We start from the raw sequence: 15,826 nt of genomic DNA, 5'->3' as shown, positions 1-15,826 counted from the left end.
GTCGGGAGCAGGCGGGGCCGACGGTGTCGGAGTGGTCGGTGTCGGCTGGGGAGTGGGGGTGGGTTGCGGCGTCGATGGTGTCGGAACAGGTTGGGGTGCTTGTGATTCCGGTGTCGACGGAGCCGCGGGCGGACTGGTGGTGCCGGGAGGTGTCTGGACAGGCGGGGGTGTGGGGATGTTCGGGGTGGACGGTACCGGCGGGTTGGTCGGCTGCTGATCCTGTTGCGGCAGTGGGGGATCGGAGTACTCCGGCTGGGTCTGCCGTGGCTGCTGTCCAGGGACGGTTTGCTGCGGGATCGCGCCGGGCAGCCGCGGCGGTTCGGGGAGGGCGGGAACGCTGGTGCCCGCCATTCCGTAGGCAGGTTTGTACACCATGTTCATCGCGAGCACGGCTTCCTGGCGCAGTGCCTCCTGGGCCATCTGCGCGTCGATGATGCCGCCCGCCTCGAGCAGTTTCGCAATGGCGCCGATCGGGCCTGAACTGCCTGGGGGAACCACCGCGATCTTGACGGCCTCTGCGGCCGCGGCCACCCCGCCGAGCCGGGCGCCCACCTGGCCCATAATGGCGGAGAGTTCGTCGACAGACGCGGCGTAGCTGCGGGCGCTGGCATATGCCGCGTCGGCCGCGGCGCCCTCCCATTCCATGGAGTTCATCACCCGATCCGAGCTTGCTCGGGTCAGCGGGAACGAAGTAGCCAGCGTCCCTGCCACTTCCAGCCAGGTGACCGAGGCGCTAAGAATTTGCGCGGCGTCGATCTGCTGGGTCTTGGCGTAGATCTCCTCGTGCCGCATCGACTCGAAGTGCTCCATCGAGCTGATGTAGTCGGGGTCATTACCAGTCATTGCCGCACCTCACCGGTGCTCGGTTCCGCCATGCCTGAAGGGCGCTGCGTCATGGTTCGTTCGCTGCGCTCACTCACCGCGGCACCCTCGTTTCGATGGCCCGCAACGCGGCGGCATTCGCCGCGTCGGCCTCTTCCAGCAGGCCGCCGCTGATCAGGAACGCCTCCTTCATCCGGTAGGCGGCCTCGATGTAGTGGTCGAGCAGCGCGGCCGCGTCGCGGGCCTTGTGGCCGAACCCGGCCTGCAACTGCTGTGCGGAGACGAACCCGCCGAAGCCCTGTGCTTCGGACGCGGCTTCGAGGCGTTGTTGCAGATAGATCAGTCGATCGGCCTGATGGTCGTACATCTCGGCACAGCGCCGTGCCGCGGCCGGATCGAACTTGACGGTTCCTGCCTGCGCCTGCTGCTTGAACCTGGCGATATCGGCTCGGCTGGTCTCGATCGTCATGCGCACCCCTGAGATCGGTCGGTCCGCCCCAGACTAACTGGAAGCCAAGCGTCGGGTCAGTAATAGTTACCCGTCGGCGATAGTCATCCTGCTTGTGCCGGAATACGTTTCTGCAGCTGGGCAGCGAGTTGCTCGGCCGATGCGGGCACAACATGCACGGTCGGACCGGCTTTGATCAGGTAGCGCCCGTCGCCCTTGACGTCGATCCAGGTGTAGTGGATCGGCGGCGCCGGTTCCGGCCGATCCAGCCGCGGCTCGATCCGGATGTGTCCCTCCGCGGTATGCGGCTTCAGCAGCAGTCTGCGGATCGGCGGTACGGCAGGCTGGCGCGCGACCGTCTCTTCGTCGCGAATCGTGTCGGCGGGCGCCGCGCGCGCGGGTTCCCGGCCCGGCGGCGTCTTGGGCAGCAGCGCCGCGATCCTCGCGCCGAGTTTGGCGCTGTGCCCGATCGAAATACGCACTCGGCCACCGAAATCCGAGCTGGTGCCGGGCTCCTGCATGGCGAGCACGGCGTGGTCGAAGATCGCGCCTGCCAATAGTCGGATCTCGGTACCCGGGCTATGGGCCCCGCCGATCGCCACGATCCGGGTGTGCGGCTGCGCCAAAATCCGCAGACATGCGGTCAGGTCCGGATCGGGGCCGGGTGGCAGCCGCTCGTTCAGCTGCGCGCGCAGCGCGTCGGCCTCGCGCTCCGTACGCGGTGTTTCGAGGATCCTGATGGGGTAGGGATGGCGATCTACCTCGGTTTCTCGCCAAATATGGGCGAACTCATCCGGGGTGAAGGTCCAACCCACGCCGAATCACATCCTCACCGAACCACCGAATCAGCCTGAAGCTTAGCGGCGGGTCGAGGGTTGCGACCAACTGTTGGCAAGCGGGCCCGCAGGATTGCGGGCTAACGTCGAGGTGAATTCTCGGATATATCCAGACAGTCCCCTTTGTTTGTTCGGCGTGCTATGTGCCGGAGCACCCGCTCCGGCCTGGTGACGAGGGGGCGATGGGAGAGATACCGTGCAGGTACTTGGACCGTGGACCGATACAGCGACGATCACCGCGTTGGCGGGCGGTAAAGCGCGCGGATTGCACAGTTTGCATACCGGCGGCTTCCGCGTGCCGGATTGGGTCGTGCTCGGCACCGACGCGTTCGAGCAGGTACTGCACGCGGGCGATCTCACCGGAACGTTGACGGACTTTCTTGCCATCGACGATCCGGACATGGCCTTGGCCGCGGCAACGGCACTGCGTGCGGAGATCGCCGCAGTGCCGTTGCCGCCGACGGTCCTCGCGTTGATCACCGACGCCTATGACCAACTCGGCGGCGGCTCGATCGCGATTCGCTCGTCGGTGGTCGCTGAGGACGGCCCTGGCCACTCCTACGCGGGCCAGTTCGACACGTTCCTGAACGTCAACGGCGTCGATGCGGTGACGTCCCGGGTGCGGGAGTGCTGGGCATCGGCATTCTCGGAACGATCCATCCGATACGCCTTCGCGCACGAACTGACCCGAACCGGCGCCGCGGCCGTCGTCTTGCAGCAGTTGGTCGCCGCGCAAGCCAGCGGGGTGATGTTCACGGCGAACCCGATCACCGGCGCCGCGGACGAGTTGGTGATCAGCGCGGTGTACGGGCTCGGTGAAGGCCTGGTGTCGGGCGCGGTGGACGCCGACTCGGTGATCATCGACAAATCCTCCGGTGCGGTGCTGGAAACGGTGCTGGGGGAAAAAGAGCGGTCCTACACACCCGCGGGGGATCAGGGTTGCGTGGTCGGCGAGGTCGACAAGGAGCGTCGGGACCGTGCCGCGCTGTCGGACGCCGAGCTCATCGAGGTGGCCGAGCTGGGACGTAAGCTGGAGGCCGGTCTCGGCGCGCCCCAGGACATCGAGTGGGCGATCGACGACGACGGGATCTGGCTGCTGCAGACCCGGCCGATCACCACCGCGGTGCGCGAGGGTTCCCGATCCGGTGGCGCGCTGCTGCGCGGCGCCGGTGAGGTCCTCGCCGACGACGAGCCGCGGATCTGGGACAACTCCAACATCATCGAGAGTTTCAGCGGCATCACCTCGCCGTTGACGTTCACCACGGCGGCCGATATCTACGGCCGGGTCTACCACGGCTACGCGAGATCGTTGCGGGTGCCCGCCGAGCAGCTGCGGCAGACCGACCGCTGGACTCCGGTGCTGCTCGGCTATTTTCACGGCCGGGTCTACTACAACCTCCTGCACTGGTATCGGATGGTCGGCATCGCGCCCGGCTATCCGCTGAACAGGAAGGTGCTGGAGGCGGCGCTCGGCGTCGACGAACCGCTGGCCGACGATCTCGCGAAGACATTGCGGCCGTTCACTTTCCGCACCTCATTCGCTCGGCTGCGCTCGCGTGCGGTCACCACGGTGACCTATCTGCGGCGGCTGTTCGGCATCGACGACATGGTCGAGCAGTTCATGACCGACTTCTACCGCGTCTACGACGAGTACGACGCCATGGATTACACGACCCTGTCCGGCAAGCAGGCCTACGCGTCCTACCGCACGGTGGACCGAGATCTGGTGCAGCGCTGGGGGCCGCTGATGGTGTTGGACGCGATCCTGTTGACCTGCACCGGATTGATGTACCTGCTGACGAAACTGCTGCTGCCGAAGGCGCCGGAATGGTTCCTTTATGCCGTGGTCGGCCCCGGTGCGGATGTCGAATCGGCGGAGCCCGCCCGCGCGATGACCGAACTGGCACAGTTCGTCCGCGCTGATCCGGAGCTGGTCTCGTTGGTCAATTCGACTCCGCCGGAGCAGATCTACCCGGCACTGCGCGGATCCGACCGGGCCGAGTTTCTGACCCGTGTCGACGCCTACATCGATCGCTACGGCTACCGCAGCCTGGACGAGCTGAAGCTGGAGACGCCGGACCTGCGGGAAGACCCGGCAAGCCTGTTCGTCATGTTGCGCAGCGCCATCGGGCGCGTGGGAGACACCGCGCAGCACAGTCGCGGCGCCGAGGCCGACGACTATCTCGACGCCCACCTGCACGGTCTCCGCCGCCGAATCTATGAACGGTTGCGCGCCAAGGTATCTCGCTGTGCCGCGCACCGTGAGCGACTGCGCTTCTGCCGGACGAGGGCCTTCGGCATGGTGAAACGGATGATTCGAGCGATGGGCCGCGACCTGGTCGCGCGCGCGGTCATCGACGAGTTCGGCGACGTGTTCTTCCTGACCGTGCAGGAGTTGCGCGGTTGCTACGAAGGCGCCGAGACCGCGCCGCTGCGTGAGCTGGTCGCCGCGCGAAAAGTCCAGCGCGCCAGGGACGGCGAGTTGGTCGCACCGGCGCGCTTCGTCACAACGGGCTCGGCCTTCGGGCGCGCCGAGCTGGCGGGCCAGGGCTGGGTACCGATCACCGATACTCCGGCCGCGACGGTCGGAACGGTGCTGCCGGGGACACCGTCGGCCTCAGGGGTCGTCGAGGGCATTGCCATCGTGGTCGACGAGCCACGCGACGTAGCGGGTGGCATCCTGGTGGCCTACCGCACCGACCCCGGCTGGGTGGCCGCGTTGCCCTCGGCATCGGCCCTGGTGATCGAGCGTGGTAGCCCCCTTACACATGTCGCGATCGTTGCGCGGGAATTAGGGGTGCCAACCGTGGTACAAGTCAAGGACCTCACGAAGAAAATACGGTCCAGTATGCGAATTCGGGTCGATGGCACCAATGGAACGGTTACGGTGCTGTCCGAAGGAGATCTCCGCGATGGAACATGACAGATATGTTGCCGCAGTTCGCAATTGGCTTGCCGAACCCGCGCAGAACTCCGGTATTCACCTTGCCGACGAGGCCGACGGCTGGACCTATCGCAGCTACCGCGACCTCGCCGATACGACGTGGTCCATTGCCGCGCTGATGCGCGAACACGGCATGAGCAGCGGCGACGGCGTCTGCGTGATCATGCCGACCGGATTCCCGTGCGCCGCCGCGTTCTACGCCGTGTGGGCCTGCGGCGGAGTCTTCACACCGGTCGCCCCGCCGATGTTCGGCGACCTCGATCAGATCGTCGCCCATATCGCGGCGATCTTGGCGCAGGCCCGGCCGCGGCTGGTGGTGACCTCGACGGAGTTCGAGCAGCTTGTCCGCAGGGCAGCGATCGAGGCGGGGCGCGCCGACGAACCCCTGGTGATCAATGCTCAGACCCTGGGCCCCGCGCCCGCGGTGCGCGAGTTCGGCGAACCCGACGAGTGCGCGCTGCTGCAGTTCACCTCCGGCTCTACCGGCACGCCGCGTGGTGTGCGCGTCAGCTGGCGAAACCTGGCCAACAACATCGCGATGATCTCCACACTGATCGACTGGCGGCCCGGTGAATCGTTGGTCTCGTGGCTGCCGCTCTATCACGACATGGGCCTGGTCGGCGCCTTCCTCACCACCGTGACCAATCAGGGCGATCTGTACCTGATGCGGCCCGACCAGTTCGTCCGCGACCCCGCTCGCTGGCTGCGTGCGATGACACACGCCCAGCACTCGCCGTCACCGTCGTTCGCGCTCGGCTACGTGGCGCATCGGGTGCCGCCGGAGGACATCGCCGAACTCGACCTCTCCGGATGGCGCACCCTCGCGGTCGGTTCCGAGCCCGTCGAGGTGGCCGACCTACAGTCCTTTGCGAATCTGGCTGGTGGACAAGGCTTCTCGACGAACGCGTACACGCTGGCCTACGGGCTCGCGGAGGCGACACTGATGGTGACCTCGTCCGCACGCAACCGCCCCCTCACCGCCCTGCGCGTCGATAACCCGAATCTGCGCTTCGGCGCCCGTGTCACGATCCTGGACGAGCGACTGCTCGACGACACCCATCGGGTCGAGGGTGCTGGTTGGATTACCGGGCTCGGATATTCGACGCCGGAGTCCACGGTCACGGTGGTCGACGAGGACGGGCGCGAGCTACCCGACGGCACGCTCGGCGAGATGGTGGTGGTCGGCGATTCGGTGGCGCTGGGGTATTCGGCGTCGGGGGAGCCCGCAGCGGGTTCGTCCACCCGGATCGCCGACGGCAGGCTCTACACCGGCGACGCGGGATTCCTGTATCGCGGTGAGGTTTTCGTGCTCGGCCGGATGGGGTCGAGCTTGAAGGTGCGCGGCCGTTCGGTATTCATGGAGGACATCGAGTCACGGGTCGCCCAGGAAACCGGGATCACGAAAGGCAAGTTGGCGGCGGTCACGATCACCGAAGCGGGCGCCCAGGGCATCGCCCTGTTCGCCGAATCCGCACCGGGCGACTGGATCCCCGAGGCACGTCGCATCATTCGTGGTGAACTCGGTCCCGCCCAGTCCGTCACCATTGTCACCGGGCCGCGCGGGACCATCCGCCGCACCTCCAGCGGCAAACCGCGCCGCCGCCACATGTGGCAGCTGTTTCGCGATGGGGTGCTCGACGGTGTGATCGCCCACGAAGCAGACGGCACCGCCGCGTCGATCGCCGCTGCGGCGGTTGTGTCCGACAATGCCACCGAAGCGGGCGCGCAGCGAGTCGGCCCGGTCGCGCCCGAACCGACGCTGCCAGCCGATCGGGTGCGTCAGCTGCTCGATCGCGCGTTGGAAACTGTGGCGATACCGCGTGATTCAACGGTGCTCTTCGAAGGGTCGCTGGCCGAGGGTTTCGGCAACGAGGGGTCGGACGTGGACTTCCTTGTGCTCGCGCCCGGTGACGAGGAGATGCCGACGTTGCCAACGGTGCTGTTCATCGACGGGCGTCGGGTCGAGGTGCGTACTCGCTCGCAGGCACAGCTGCGCAGGCAGGTGGAGCGGGTCGCGGGGGCGGAGAAACCCACCGAACTCGACGAGGATCTGCTCAACCGGTGCCAGCGATTCCTGCGGGCGACGGTGGTCCGGGCTGGAACTCCAGATGTCGTCGAATTACGTTCGCTGCTGCCATATTCCAGCTTCACGGCGCTGATGGCGGACTGGTGGACCGCTCGGGCGACGCAGGCTTTGCGGTTCGCCGTCGCGCTGCGCGCATTGGAGGCGCGCGCCGAGGCGGGCGGTTGGGCGCGTGACGGACTGCTGCAGGCGATGAAGGGGTGGGCGGCCCGGCGCGGCGAGAGCTACCTGGAGACCAAATGGCTGCCGCAGCAGCTGGACCGGATCGGTAGTGACGAACTCATCGACCGCTACCGGGACGCCAGCGATCCCGCCACCTGGGCGTTCGACGACCCGGCGCGGAGTTTCGGCGACACCGGGCCGGGCGTGCCCGGGGACCCGCAAGCCAGGGCGCTGGCCGAACAGCTGACCTGGGAGCAGGTGTGGGAGTTGGCCACCGCACTCGGCGTGCATGCGGTGGTGGACGACCCGCATCAGGTCCTGTTCGCTCGCCGTCCCCGGGTCACCACCTGGACGATCGGTGGGCGGGTGCATGTCATTCGCGACGATCGCGACGTCTTCGTGCTGTCGGATCGGGCGGCGCCTGCCTGGCGGTCGGTGGTGTTCCGGCATTCGGTGCGTGACGTGCTTGCCCGTGCCGAGTCCGATATCGCCACCGAACTGGCCGAGTTCGTCCGGCTCGGTCTCGTCGGATTGCAGTGGCGCGGAGATGAACTCATCGAGCCCGCCTTGGCGATGTGCAAGCCGGTGCGGCCCTTCACGCCGGTGCCGAGCGCGCTTACCCCCGCACTCGGCGTGACCGGGGCGGCCCGAGATGACCAGATCGCCACCCTCTCTCCGCTGCCCGCAACGAGATTCACCGAATGCGCGCTGAATCTGGTGTGGTCGAACATCGTGCTGGAGAATGCCAGGGAAGACTTGGCGGGCGCGGTGAAGAATTCCCAGGGCGCGGTCGCGGATATTGCCGCCCACCGGCTGATTGCCATGGGTATTCGGGTTGTGCTGTCCGCCTTCGGTATTCACCCGCTGCCCGCCGACGTGGCCCCGGCCGAAACAGTGCGGCGCATACTTCCGCCGCACGCGCTGCGGCGCGACGAGCTGCTGACACAATTGGAATCCGCTCAGCAGGTGTGCTTTTCGGACAGTCTCCGTACCAGCGGCGACACTATCGCCGGTCTCGAGGTCCTCGACGATTTTGTCGCGCAGGTGCGCCGGATCGCGGGCGGCGTCGACCTTTCGAGCGACCTGCAAGCAGTCGCTACGACGTCTGCGACCGGTTTCCCGGCCTCGTTCGATTCCCGCGAGCAATGGCGGCGCACCTTGGCGATCGGCTACGACTGGCTGCGCATCGCCGGCTACCTGAACACCGACCTGCCGCTCGACGAGGCCCGCGATCTGCTGGCCTCCGGTGGCCACCAGCCCCATCTACGGGAAGGAGAGTCGGCATGACCGCTGTAGCCGATACGGCGACCGCCGAGAAGATCCGTCGGCTCATCGTCGCGATGGCGCCGCAGCCATCGGCGACAGGCAACGCGATGCGGCTGGTGGAAGACCTGGGCTTCGACTCACTGCGCCTGATGGAACTCACCGTCGTCCTGGAGCGAGCCTTCGACCTGCCGCGCTACCGTCCGGAGCAATTGATCGGCGTGCGCCGAGTCGGAGAAGTGATCGCCCTCGTCTCGGGGACCCTGGCCGAAGGCGGCCCCTCATGAGCAGGCAAACCCTGTCAGCGGCTGTCGGCGTGGTGCGGCCGTGAGCGAGCGCAGCGAGCGAACCGTTGATACAGCGCGCGGGGCGCACGACGGAGCCGAGCGTCAGCGAGGCGTAGTCGTGAGTCCGCGCGACACGGTATTGGTGACCGGTGCGACCGGATTGGTCGGCGCCGAGGTGGTGGCGCGGTTGGCTGCCGCCAGCCGACCGGTGGCCGCTGTGCTGCACAGCAACTCGAGCATTGTCCGCAACGACGGCACGGTGCTGGAGGCGGGCACGCCGGTGGCGGGCGATATCCGGTCGCGCGGCTTCGGCATGTCGGAGCGTGACACCGCGGATCTGGCCGAGCGAGTCGGCGCCATCGTGCATTGTGCGGCGACTACCGCGTTCGACGCTCCGTTTGTCGACTACGAGGAACTGAATGTGCGCGGCACCGTCCACGCCATCGCGCTGGCCAGACAGTGGGATATTCCGCTGGTGCACGTCAGCACCGCATATGTGTGCGGAATGCGGGGCGGCGTCGTCACGGAGGACGAGCTGGACGCGGGCCAGTCGTTCGGGAATGGCTATGAGGAAAGCAAGTTTCGCGCCGAACAATTGGTGCACGCGGCGGGCGAGCAGGGGCTGCGCTGGGCGATCGTGCGACCGGGCATCGTGACCGGCGCCGGCGCTACGGGTGCGATCCGCGAATACAAGAACCTGTACACCGTCGTGAAGCTCATGGTCGAAGGCAAACTCCGCTCGCTACCAGGTCGATACGACGCGACCCTGTCGCTGGCACCGGTAGACCATGTCGCCGACATCATCGCCGCGGCGGTACTGGATTTCGACTCCGCCCACGGCCGCACCTTCCACGCGCTCGGCCGGGACACCTTGTCGTTGCGCGAGGTGTCCGACGTGCTCGCCGAATATCCCTCCTTCGAGGTGGCGACCTTCGTGCCGGAGGCGACGTTCGCCGAGGACGACCTCGGCCCGATCGAGCGGGAGTACTACCGGCGCATCGGCTCGCTGTACACCAATTACTTCCAGCGGCGCTTGATATTCGACACCGCGCGGGCCGACGTACTGCTCGGCACGCCGTCACCACCGAGTGGCAAGGACTACCTGCGCCTACTACTCGACTACTGCCTGGAGTCGGGATATCTGGGTGTTCCGCTGCCCTCGATCGAAGATGTGCTGGCGAGCAACGACTTCGGTGGAGGCGGACGATGAGCGATCGACCGTCGACGCCATCGCCGGAGCGGGAGGGGATCGTGCGCGATCCGCTTCGGGAGTTGCTCGCCGGTTCGACCCCCTCCACGGAGAAGGTTCACACCTACCTCGCCGACACCTATGTACAGGAATCGGTGGATCAGCTCGACCGATTGGGCGTCGACGCGGCGAAGTTCGCCACTGGGCATTCGCTGCTGCTGCTCAAACCGGATGCGATCGTCGCCCGCGCCGTGGAACCGACGCTGAAATGGCTCGCCAACAACGAGTTTCGCGTTGTCGGTGCCTATCGTGTCCCGGTCGACAGGCATGTGGCACGTGCGCTGTGGTACTTCGCGTGGAATATCGCCTCGCCCGAACGCAGGCGTCTGGCGGACCTATTGGTCGGGATCTCGGATGTGCTGGTGCTTGTGGTGCACGGCCCGGAGGGTGAGCTGCCGGTCTCGGTGCGGCTCACCGAGGCAAAAGGCGCGACCGATCCACGCAAACGCCGACCGGGGGAACTGCGCTATCTGCTCGGCAGGCACAACTATCTGCTCAATCTGGTGCACTCGCCCGACGATCCCGCCGACGTGCTACGAGAGCTTGCCGTCTACTTCGACGAGCGGCGTCGGGCCGCGGTCATCGAAGAAGCGGGGACGGGCGCCGACCGCTCGGCCGATGCCATCACGATCGCGCAGGACCTGTACGCACAGGCTCCCGCCCGTAGCTTCGACCGTTCCGACGCGCTCGCACGGCTGCTCAGCGATCTCGAACGGGCATACTTCACGCTCCCGCCCGAGCTCGACCTCGAATCGGACACCGGCTGCGCGCAGTTGCTGTACTCGGCATGGGACGCGGGCCAGGAGCTGGATCCGTGGTCGGTGATCGTCCTCGGCTCATACGTACTACCCATGCGGACCGGCACCCAGCCGCAGACCTTGCGGCCCGTGTCCGCGAAAGAATGGTTGGAGGGTCGACCGTGACCACAGACGCAGCATCGGTGCGGGCAGCAAGCCACGTCCGCACCATCTCCCGCGAGCTGGCGCACCGTTGCGCGGTCTCGGAGGTCTTCGTGACCTCGCTGGACACCGTCGCGCCTGATGTGTTCGTTGTGGGCGCACAGCTACCGAGGATGCACGCCTACTACGGCGACCACGCCGGATCGCTCGCCATGCGGCACGACCCGCTGCTGGTGATGGAGGCGGCCAGGCAGGCCGCGATCGCGCTGACCCACGAGTTCTACGGTGTGCCGCCCGATATGGGATTCGTCGTCAGGACATTCAACGGCACCGCCGCCGACACCACGGCATGGGAGGTCCGTATCGCGCCCGCTGATCTCGTGATGCGGGTGCGTGTGCCACAGCAGCACCGCCGCGGTGGCGTGCTGCACGGTCTCGATATGGTGCTGGATATCGAGTGCGCGGGCGAGCCGATGCTGACCGTCGATGGCTCTTTCTCCTGGGTTACCTCGCAGCAGTGGTCGGGCGTGCGCTCCGCGTTCCGCGACAGTCTTGGGCTCGGTCCTTTCCTCGGGGCCTCGGCGCTGATCGAACGTGCCACGCCCGCCGCGGTGGGCCGGGAGAACTGGCGCAACGTGGTCATCGGTCCGCCGCGACGGGAAGGCGGGACCGCCCGAGCCGCGCTGGTCGCCGACCTCGGTCACCCCTTCCTGTTCGACCATCAGCTGGACCATGTCCCCGGCAGCCTGCTCATCGAGGCGTGCCGTCAGACGGCACTGTCGATGATCGTCGACGAACTGCCGCAATTGGAATGCGTCGCAAGTACTTTCGACCGGTTTGTCGAACTCGATCTGGCCGCGGAATGTGTAGCGGAGATCGTCGAACAGGGTGCGGGTACCGTGGTCATCCATTGCGAGATCCGCCAGTCCGACGCCGTCGCGGCCCAGATCGATCTCGAGTTCGCCGAGGACACACTGGATCCCGAGGCCGAGCCGGACTCGTGAATCGTCTGATCGACAGGAGTCCGATGGGAAACGATTTGCTGAAAACGACACGAGCCTTCCGCCGCCGCCTGGACCTGACAAGGCCGGTCGCCCGCCAGGACCTACTGGACTGTCTCGACGTCGCCGTCCACGCCCCGAGCGGCACCAACCGGCAGCCGTGGCGCTTCCTCGTGGTCGAGGACCCCGACATCAAACAGCAGATCGCCGAGTACTACCGAAAAGGCTTCGCCGCTTACCTTTCCGCTCGCACCCCGCGTCCCGACCAACTCGGCGACCTCGCCTCCGGTCGATACCTCGCCACCCACCTCCACGAGGTCCCCGCCCTTGTAGTCGTCTGCTCCCTCGGCCGCCCACCCGCGAACGCCGCAACCCTCCAGCTCGCCAGCTTCTACGGTTCCATCTACCCGGCCGTCTGGAACTTCATGCTCGCACTGCACGACCGCGGTTTCGGCTCCACCATGACCACCGCACACCTGGCCTACGAACACGAGATCGCCGACCTGCTCGGCATCCCATTCGACCAGGTCACTCAGGTCGCCATGCTCCCGGTAGCCCACCTGCTCCCCGGCACCCGAGCCCCCGGCCGGCGCCGTATCCCGGCGGCCGAGGTGACGATGTGGAACGTGTGGGGCGGGGAGTGAGCGGTGTTGTCGCATACCGCCCTCGCAGGGCCAGGCATGACGATGCGTAACCACAGGGGCGCGAAGTGAGTGGCGCAGCAGGCACATCGTCCGCTTCGCGTGTGCTCGGGTCCATTGCTCGCATCGCCCGATTCACCGCGGTGATGTACAAGCCGCACTATCTGCTGTACGGCGTGCTCTGGGTGCTTGCACTCGAAGGAACGGCGGCTCTTGTCTCCCAGTCGGATTTGTCCTGGCACCCCACTGGATCCACTGTCGTCCGCATCGTCGTCGTCGCGTTTGTCCTGCTGTATCTGCGCATGGTCGACGAGCAGAAGGACCTCGACTACGACCGGGTGCACAACCCCGACCGCCCTCTGGTGACCGGCGCGATCAGCGCCGACGAGCTGCGTAGTGCCATGGCGGTGATCGCAGCCGGTGCCATCGCGACCAGCCTGACGCTCTCGTTCGGTTCCGCAGTGCTGATCGCCGCTGTGCTCGCCTATGGACTTGCCCTCTGGGGTCTGGAGAATCTCTCGGCGACTGTGCGCACCGGCATCGTGCTGAACCTGGTCGTCACCTACCCGGTGCAACTACTCGTCACCGCATACGTCGTCGTCTCCGCGATCGGGACAGGCGAAGTCCGATCCCATTGGCAGACAGCGGCCGTAGCGATCATCTTCGCTGGAGCTTTCCTACAATTCGAGTTCGCCCGCAAGACATCCAAGGCGCCCCGCCCCGGCGAGATGTACTACTCGAATGCCTTGGGCGCCAACGGTAGCGCGACCGCTTCGCTGGCGTGCGCGGCAGTGGCGGTGCTCGCCGACTTCGTCTTGGTTCAACCGTGGAGGCACGCCATGCCGCAGGCGCTGATCGCCTGGATTCCCTTGGCACTATTGCTGATTCCAGTCATCGGCGCATCGAAGTTCCGGCGCTCGAGCACACCGGACTACCCGGTACTGCCCGCAGTCCTGTTCATACTGGCCCTCTACATTGTGCTGATTGTCCAGGCACTCGCCCTCACCTGAGCAAACACCTCTGAGCCCTCCGTGAGCGGCACCCGGTGGAGGGCGCCTCTCGAGGTTTGCCGCAGCCGTGTGCCGCTCGGCGGTCAGCTCGGGCGGGCTTCGAGGATGTTGTCGGGGGCGGCGGTGGGGACGCGGCGGAGCAGGGTGAAACCGGATTCGGCCAGGAAGTCTCGGTATTGGGATTCGGTGCGTTCGCGGCCGCCTGCGTTGACGAGCATTTCGAGGTCGATGATTTTCCCTGGATGCGGTCGATCGTCCTCGGGGAGCACGAGTTCGATGAGGATCAGCGTGGCATCGTTGGGCATGTGCTCGCGGAGGGTGTGCAGGATCTGCGCAGCTTTGTCGTCGGGCCAGTCGTGGATGATGTGTTTGAGAATGTATGCGTCGGCGCCCTTGGGTACCTTCTCGAAGAAGGAGCCGCCTTCGACGGTGCAGCGGTCGGTGAGGCCGAGTTCGGCGATGCGGGCGGGCGCCGGGGCGATCACTTCCGGCAGATCGAACAGGATGCCGCGTGGTGTCGTTGTGCGAGTGAGGATCTCGGTGAGCAGAGTGCCCTCTCCACCGCCGACATCCACGATCGTGCCGAACTGGGCGAAGTCGTACGCGGCGAACAGCGGCTCTATCGACAGAGTGCTGATACTGGTCATGGCGCGGTCGAACAATTCGCCGACCTCACGGTCTTTCTGCATGTAGTCGAAGAACGACATGCCGTCCAGGTCTGTGCCGACTGTTTCGCCGGTGCGCACCGCGTCGACCAGGTGCGTCCAGTGGTTGCGGTGCATCGTCGAGCCGAAGAAGAGCACGGTATCGCGCAGCGACACGTTGGCGTCCCACCGAAGCGCCTGTGCCATCGGGGTGAGCGTGTACTTGCCGTCCGATCGGCGAGCGAAGATGCCGTGGCTGATCAGCAGCCGGAGTAGCCGATGCAGCGCGTCCTCGTTCGCACCGGTAGCTCGCGCCAGTTCAGCACCGCTGCGTGGACCGTCGGCGAGCGCGTCGGCCACACCGAGTGTGGCGGCCGCGTGGATGGCCTGGGTCAGAAACCCCGCGACGACCATCTCCAACAGGGCGATATGCCCCGGGACCAGCCTGCGATGCAGTCCGGCCATCGAATTGCGGACGAACTCGATGACCCGCAGCAGCGCCTGCGGCGGAATTTTCGATCGGTTGGACGCCATCGTGCCTCCATCCCGTCGGGTATCGACAGTGTGTAACTGGAGATTACGTGGAGGTCCGCCCCTCTCGCGGACAAATGGGTGGCAACGCCGTCTGGCGAGGATTCGCGCCCAGATCGCGCTTTGGGAGCTTCGGCCTCCGCTGGTGATGCCGAACCCACGCTCAGTCGGCGAGCCGCGCCCGCAGCGCGAGAGCGTCGCGTGGCGCCATGACCTTCGCGTCGTTGTCGAAGTAGACGAATACGTCGTGGTCCGCACTCCACCTGCGGATCTTCTTCGCCCACATGTCGAGGCCCTCGTCGGTGTAGCCGCTGACATAGAGCTCGTCATGGCCGTGTAGCCGGACGTAGACGAAATCCGAGGTGACCTCCTCGATCAGCGGGTATTTGCCCGCGGCGTCCGCGATGACCAGCGCGATGTCGTGCGCACGCAGCAGCTCGAGGAACCGCGGTGTGGCGAAGCTGGGGTGCCTGATCTCGAGCGCGTACCGCATCGGCCGTTCGGCGTCGGTCGTCGGGTACCCGGGGTCGACCCGGTGGTCATGCTGCGCCGCGACCTCTGCGGCGCGCGTCGTTGTGCGGGGGAGGTGGCCGAAGAATGCGGTCAGTACCCCGGGATCGAAGGCAAAGGTGGGTGGCAGCTGCCAGAGGATCGGGCCCAGCTTGGGACCGAGCGCAAGTAGCCCGGACGCAAGGAAATTCGCCAGCAGGGTGTCACCGTCGCGTAGCCGCTTCATATGGGTGATGAACCTGCTGCCCTTCACCGCGAACACGAAGTTCTCCGGGGTCTGGCTCGCCCATTTCTGGTAGCTCGATGGGCGCTGCAATGCGTAGAACGAGCCGTTGATCTCGACGCTGTCGAGCTGCTGGGAAAGGTAGGCGAGCTCACCCTTGTGCGGCACGCCCTCGGGATAGAACGTGCCGCGCCACGGCGGATACACCCACCCCGACGTGCCGATGCGAATCTCGCCCACGCTGTCCATCGTGGCAGACGAGCGCCTTCGCAT

Annotated in this window: 13 protein-coding genes; 8 read left to right on the top strand and 5 right to left on the bottom strand. The window is 66.4% G+C overall.

The window, feature by feature from the left end; all coding sequences use genetic code 11:
- From ACFQZZ_RS16190 to ACFQZZ_RS16180, 3 genes are all read right to left on the bottom strand, one after another.
- On the bottom strand, window positions 1–843 hold an 843-nt coding region (locus ACFQZZ_RS16190), incomplete at its 3' end, for a hypothetical protein (protein WP_378680461.1).
- Window positions 844–916: 73 nt separating this feature from the next.
- A complete protein-coding gene (locus tag ACFQZZ_RS16185) occupies window positions 917–1,291 on the bottom strand; it encodes a hypothetical protein (RefSeq protein ID WP_378680458.1) in 375 nt (124 codons plus the stop codon).
- Between the two features lie 83 nt (window positions 1,292–1,374).
- Entirely contained in the window at window positions 1,375–2,085 is a 711-nt protein-coding gene (locus ACFQZZ_RS16180) for an ESX secretion-associated protein EspG (RefSeq protein ID WP_378680455.1), read from the bottom strand.
- A 217-nt stretch (window positions 2,086–2,302) separates the two neighbouring features.
- Here ACFQZZ_RS16180 and ACFQZZ_RS16175 point away from each other — a divergent pair, with 217 nt between their 5' ends.
- The 8 genes from ACFQZZ_RS16175 to ACFQZZ_RS16140 all read left to right on the top strand — a co-directional run bounded on the left by ACFQZZ_RS16175 (window position 2,303) and on the right by ACFQZZ_RS16140 (window position 13,645).
- Window positions 2,303–5,029 (top strand): phosphoenolpyruvate synthase, encoded by a 2,727-nt coding sequence (locus ACFQZZ_RS16175; protein WP_378680452.1) that lies wholly within the window; start codon window positions 2,303–2,305, stop codon window positions 5,027–5,029.
- Entirely contained in the window at window positions 5,019–8,582 is a 3,564-nt protein-coding gene (locus ACFQZZ_RS16170) for an AMP-binding protein (RefSeq protein WP_378680449.1), read from the top strand. Before ACFQZZ_RS16175 ends, ACFQZZ_RS16170 begins: the two co-directional genes overlap by 11 nt.
- Window positions 8,579–8,845 carry an acyl carrier protein gene (locus ACFQZZ_RS16165; protein WP_378680446.1) on the top strand — a complete coding sequence of 89 codons (267 nt, stop codon included), beginning with the start codon at window positions 8,579–8,581 and terminating at the stop codon, window positions 8,843–8,845. Before ACFQZZ_RS16170 ends, ACFQZZ_RS16165 begins: the two co-directional genes overlap by 4 nt.
- Before the next feature lie 118 nt (window positions 8,846–8,963).
- Entirely contained in the window at window positions 8,964–10,055 is a 1,092-nt protein-coding gene (locus tag ACFQZZ_RS16160; protein WP_378680443.1) for an SDR family oxidoreductase, read from the top strand.
- A complete protein-coding gene (locus ACFQZZ_RS16155; protein WP_378680440.1) occupies window positions 10,052–11,017 on the top strand; it encodes a nucleoside-diphosphate kinase in 966 nt (321 codons plus the stop codon). The genes ACFQZZ_RS16160 and ACFQZZ_RS16155 overlap by 4 nt, the downstream gene beginning before the upstream one ends.
- Window positions 11,014–11,997: a ScbA/BarX family gamma-butyrolactone biosynthesis protein gene (locus tag ACFQZZ_RS16150; protein ID WP_378680437.1), complete on the top strand. Its 984-nt coding sequence runs from the start codon at window positions 11,014–11,016 to the stop codon at window positions 11,995–11,997. Before ACFQZZ_RS16155 ends, ACFQZZ_RS16150 begins: the two co-directional genes overlap by 4 nt.
- 23 nt (window positions 11,998–12,020) lie before the next feature.
- A complete protein-coding gene (locus ACFQZZ_RS16145; protein WP_378680434.1) occupies window positions 12,021–12,638 on the top strand; it encodes a nitroreductase family protein in 618 nt (205 codons plus the stop codon).
- 101 nt (window positions 12,639–12,739) lie between these two features.
- Window positions 12,740–13,645, top strand: a complete 906-nt coding sequence (locus ACFQZZ_RS16140; protein WP_378680431.1) for a hypothetical protein — start codon at window positions 12,740–12,742, stop codon at window positions 13,643–13,645.
- Between the two features lie 83 nt (window positions 13,646–13,728).
- On the opposite strand, the gene ACFQZZ_RS16135 is transcribed toward ACFQZZ_RS16140, so the two are convergent.
- Together ACFQZZ_RS16135 and ACFQZZ_RS16130 are read right to left on the bottom strand one after the other, a co-directional pair.
- On the bottom strand, window positions 13,729–14,823 hold the full coding sequence (locus tag ACFQZZ_RS16135) for a methyltransferase (RefSeq protein WP_378680429.1): 1,095 nt from the start codon (window positions 14,821–14,823) through the stop codon (window positions 13,729–13,731).
- 160 nt (window positions 14,824–14,983) lie between these two features.
- On the bottom strand, window positions 14,984–15,793 hold the full coding sequence (locus ACFQZZ_RS16130) for a DUF72 domain-containing protein (protein ID WP_378680426.1): 810 nt from the start codon (window positions 15,791–15,793) through the stop codon (window positions 14,984–14,986).
- Between the last annotated feature and the right edge of the window lie 33 nt (window positions 15,794–15,826).

Origin of the sequence: Nocardia sp. GCM10030253 (assembly GCF_042675075.1) — a bacterium.
Classification (GTDB): Bacteria; Actinomycetota; Actinomycetes; order Mycobacteriales; family Mycobacteriaceae; genus Nocardia.
Note: the sequence above shows the minus strand (reverse complement) of the source record. Positions and strands in the feature narration are given on the sequence as shown.

Coding starts and splice junctions, on each gene's coding strand:
- ACFQZZ_RS16135 (WP_378680429.1), bottom strand. CDS start 14,823: ATGGCGTCCAACCGATCGAAAATTCCGCCGCAGGCGCTGCTGCGGGTC.
- ACFQZZ_RS16165 (WP_378680446.1), top strand. CDS start 8,579: ATGACCGCTGTAGCCGATACGGCGACCGCCGAGAAGATCCGTCGGCTC.
- ACFQZZ_RS16170 (WP_378680449.1), top strand. CDS start 5,019: ATGGAACATGACAGATATGTTGCCGCAGTTCGCAATTGGCTTGCCGAA.
- ACFQZZ_RS16185 (WP_378680458.1), bottom strand. CDS start 1,291: ATGACGATCGAGACCAGCCGAGCCGATATCGCCAGGTTCAAGCAGCAG.
- ACFQZZ_RS16145 (WP_378680434.1), top strand. CDS start 12,021: ATGGGAAACGATTTGCTGAAAACGACACGAGCCTTCCGCCGCCGCCTG.
- ACFQZZ_RS16155 (WP_378680440.1), top strand. CDS start 10,052: ATGAGCGATCGACCGTCGACGCCATCGCCGGAGCGGGAGGGGATCGTG.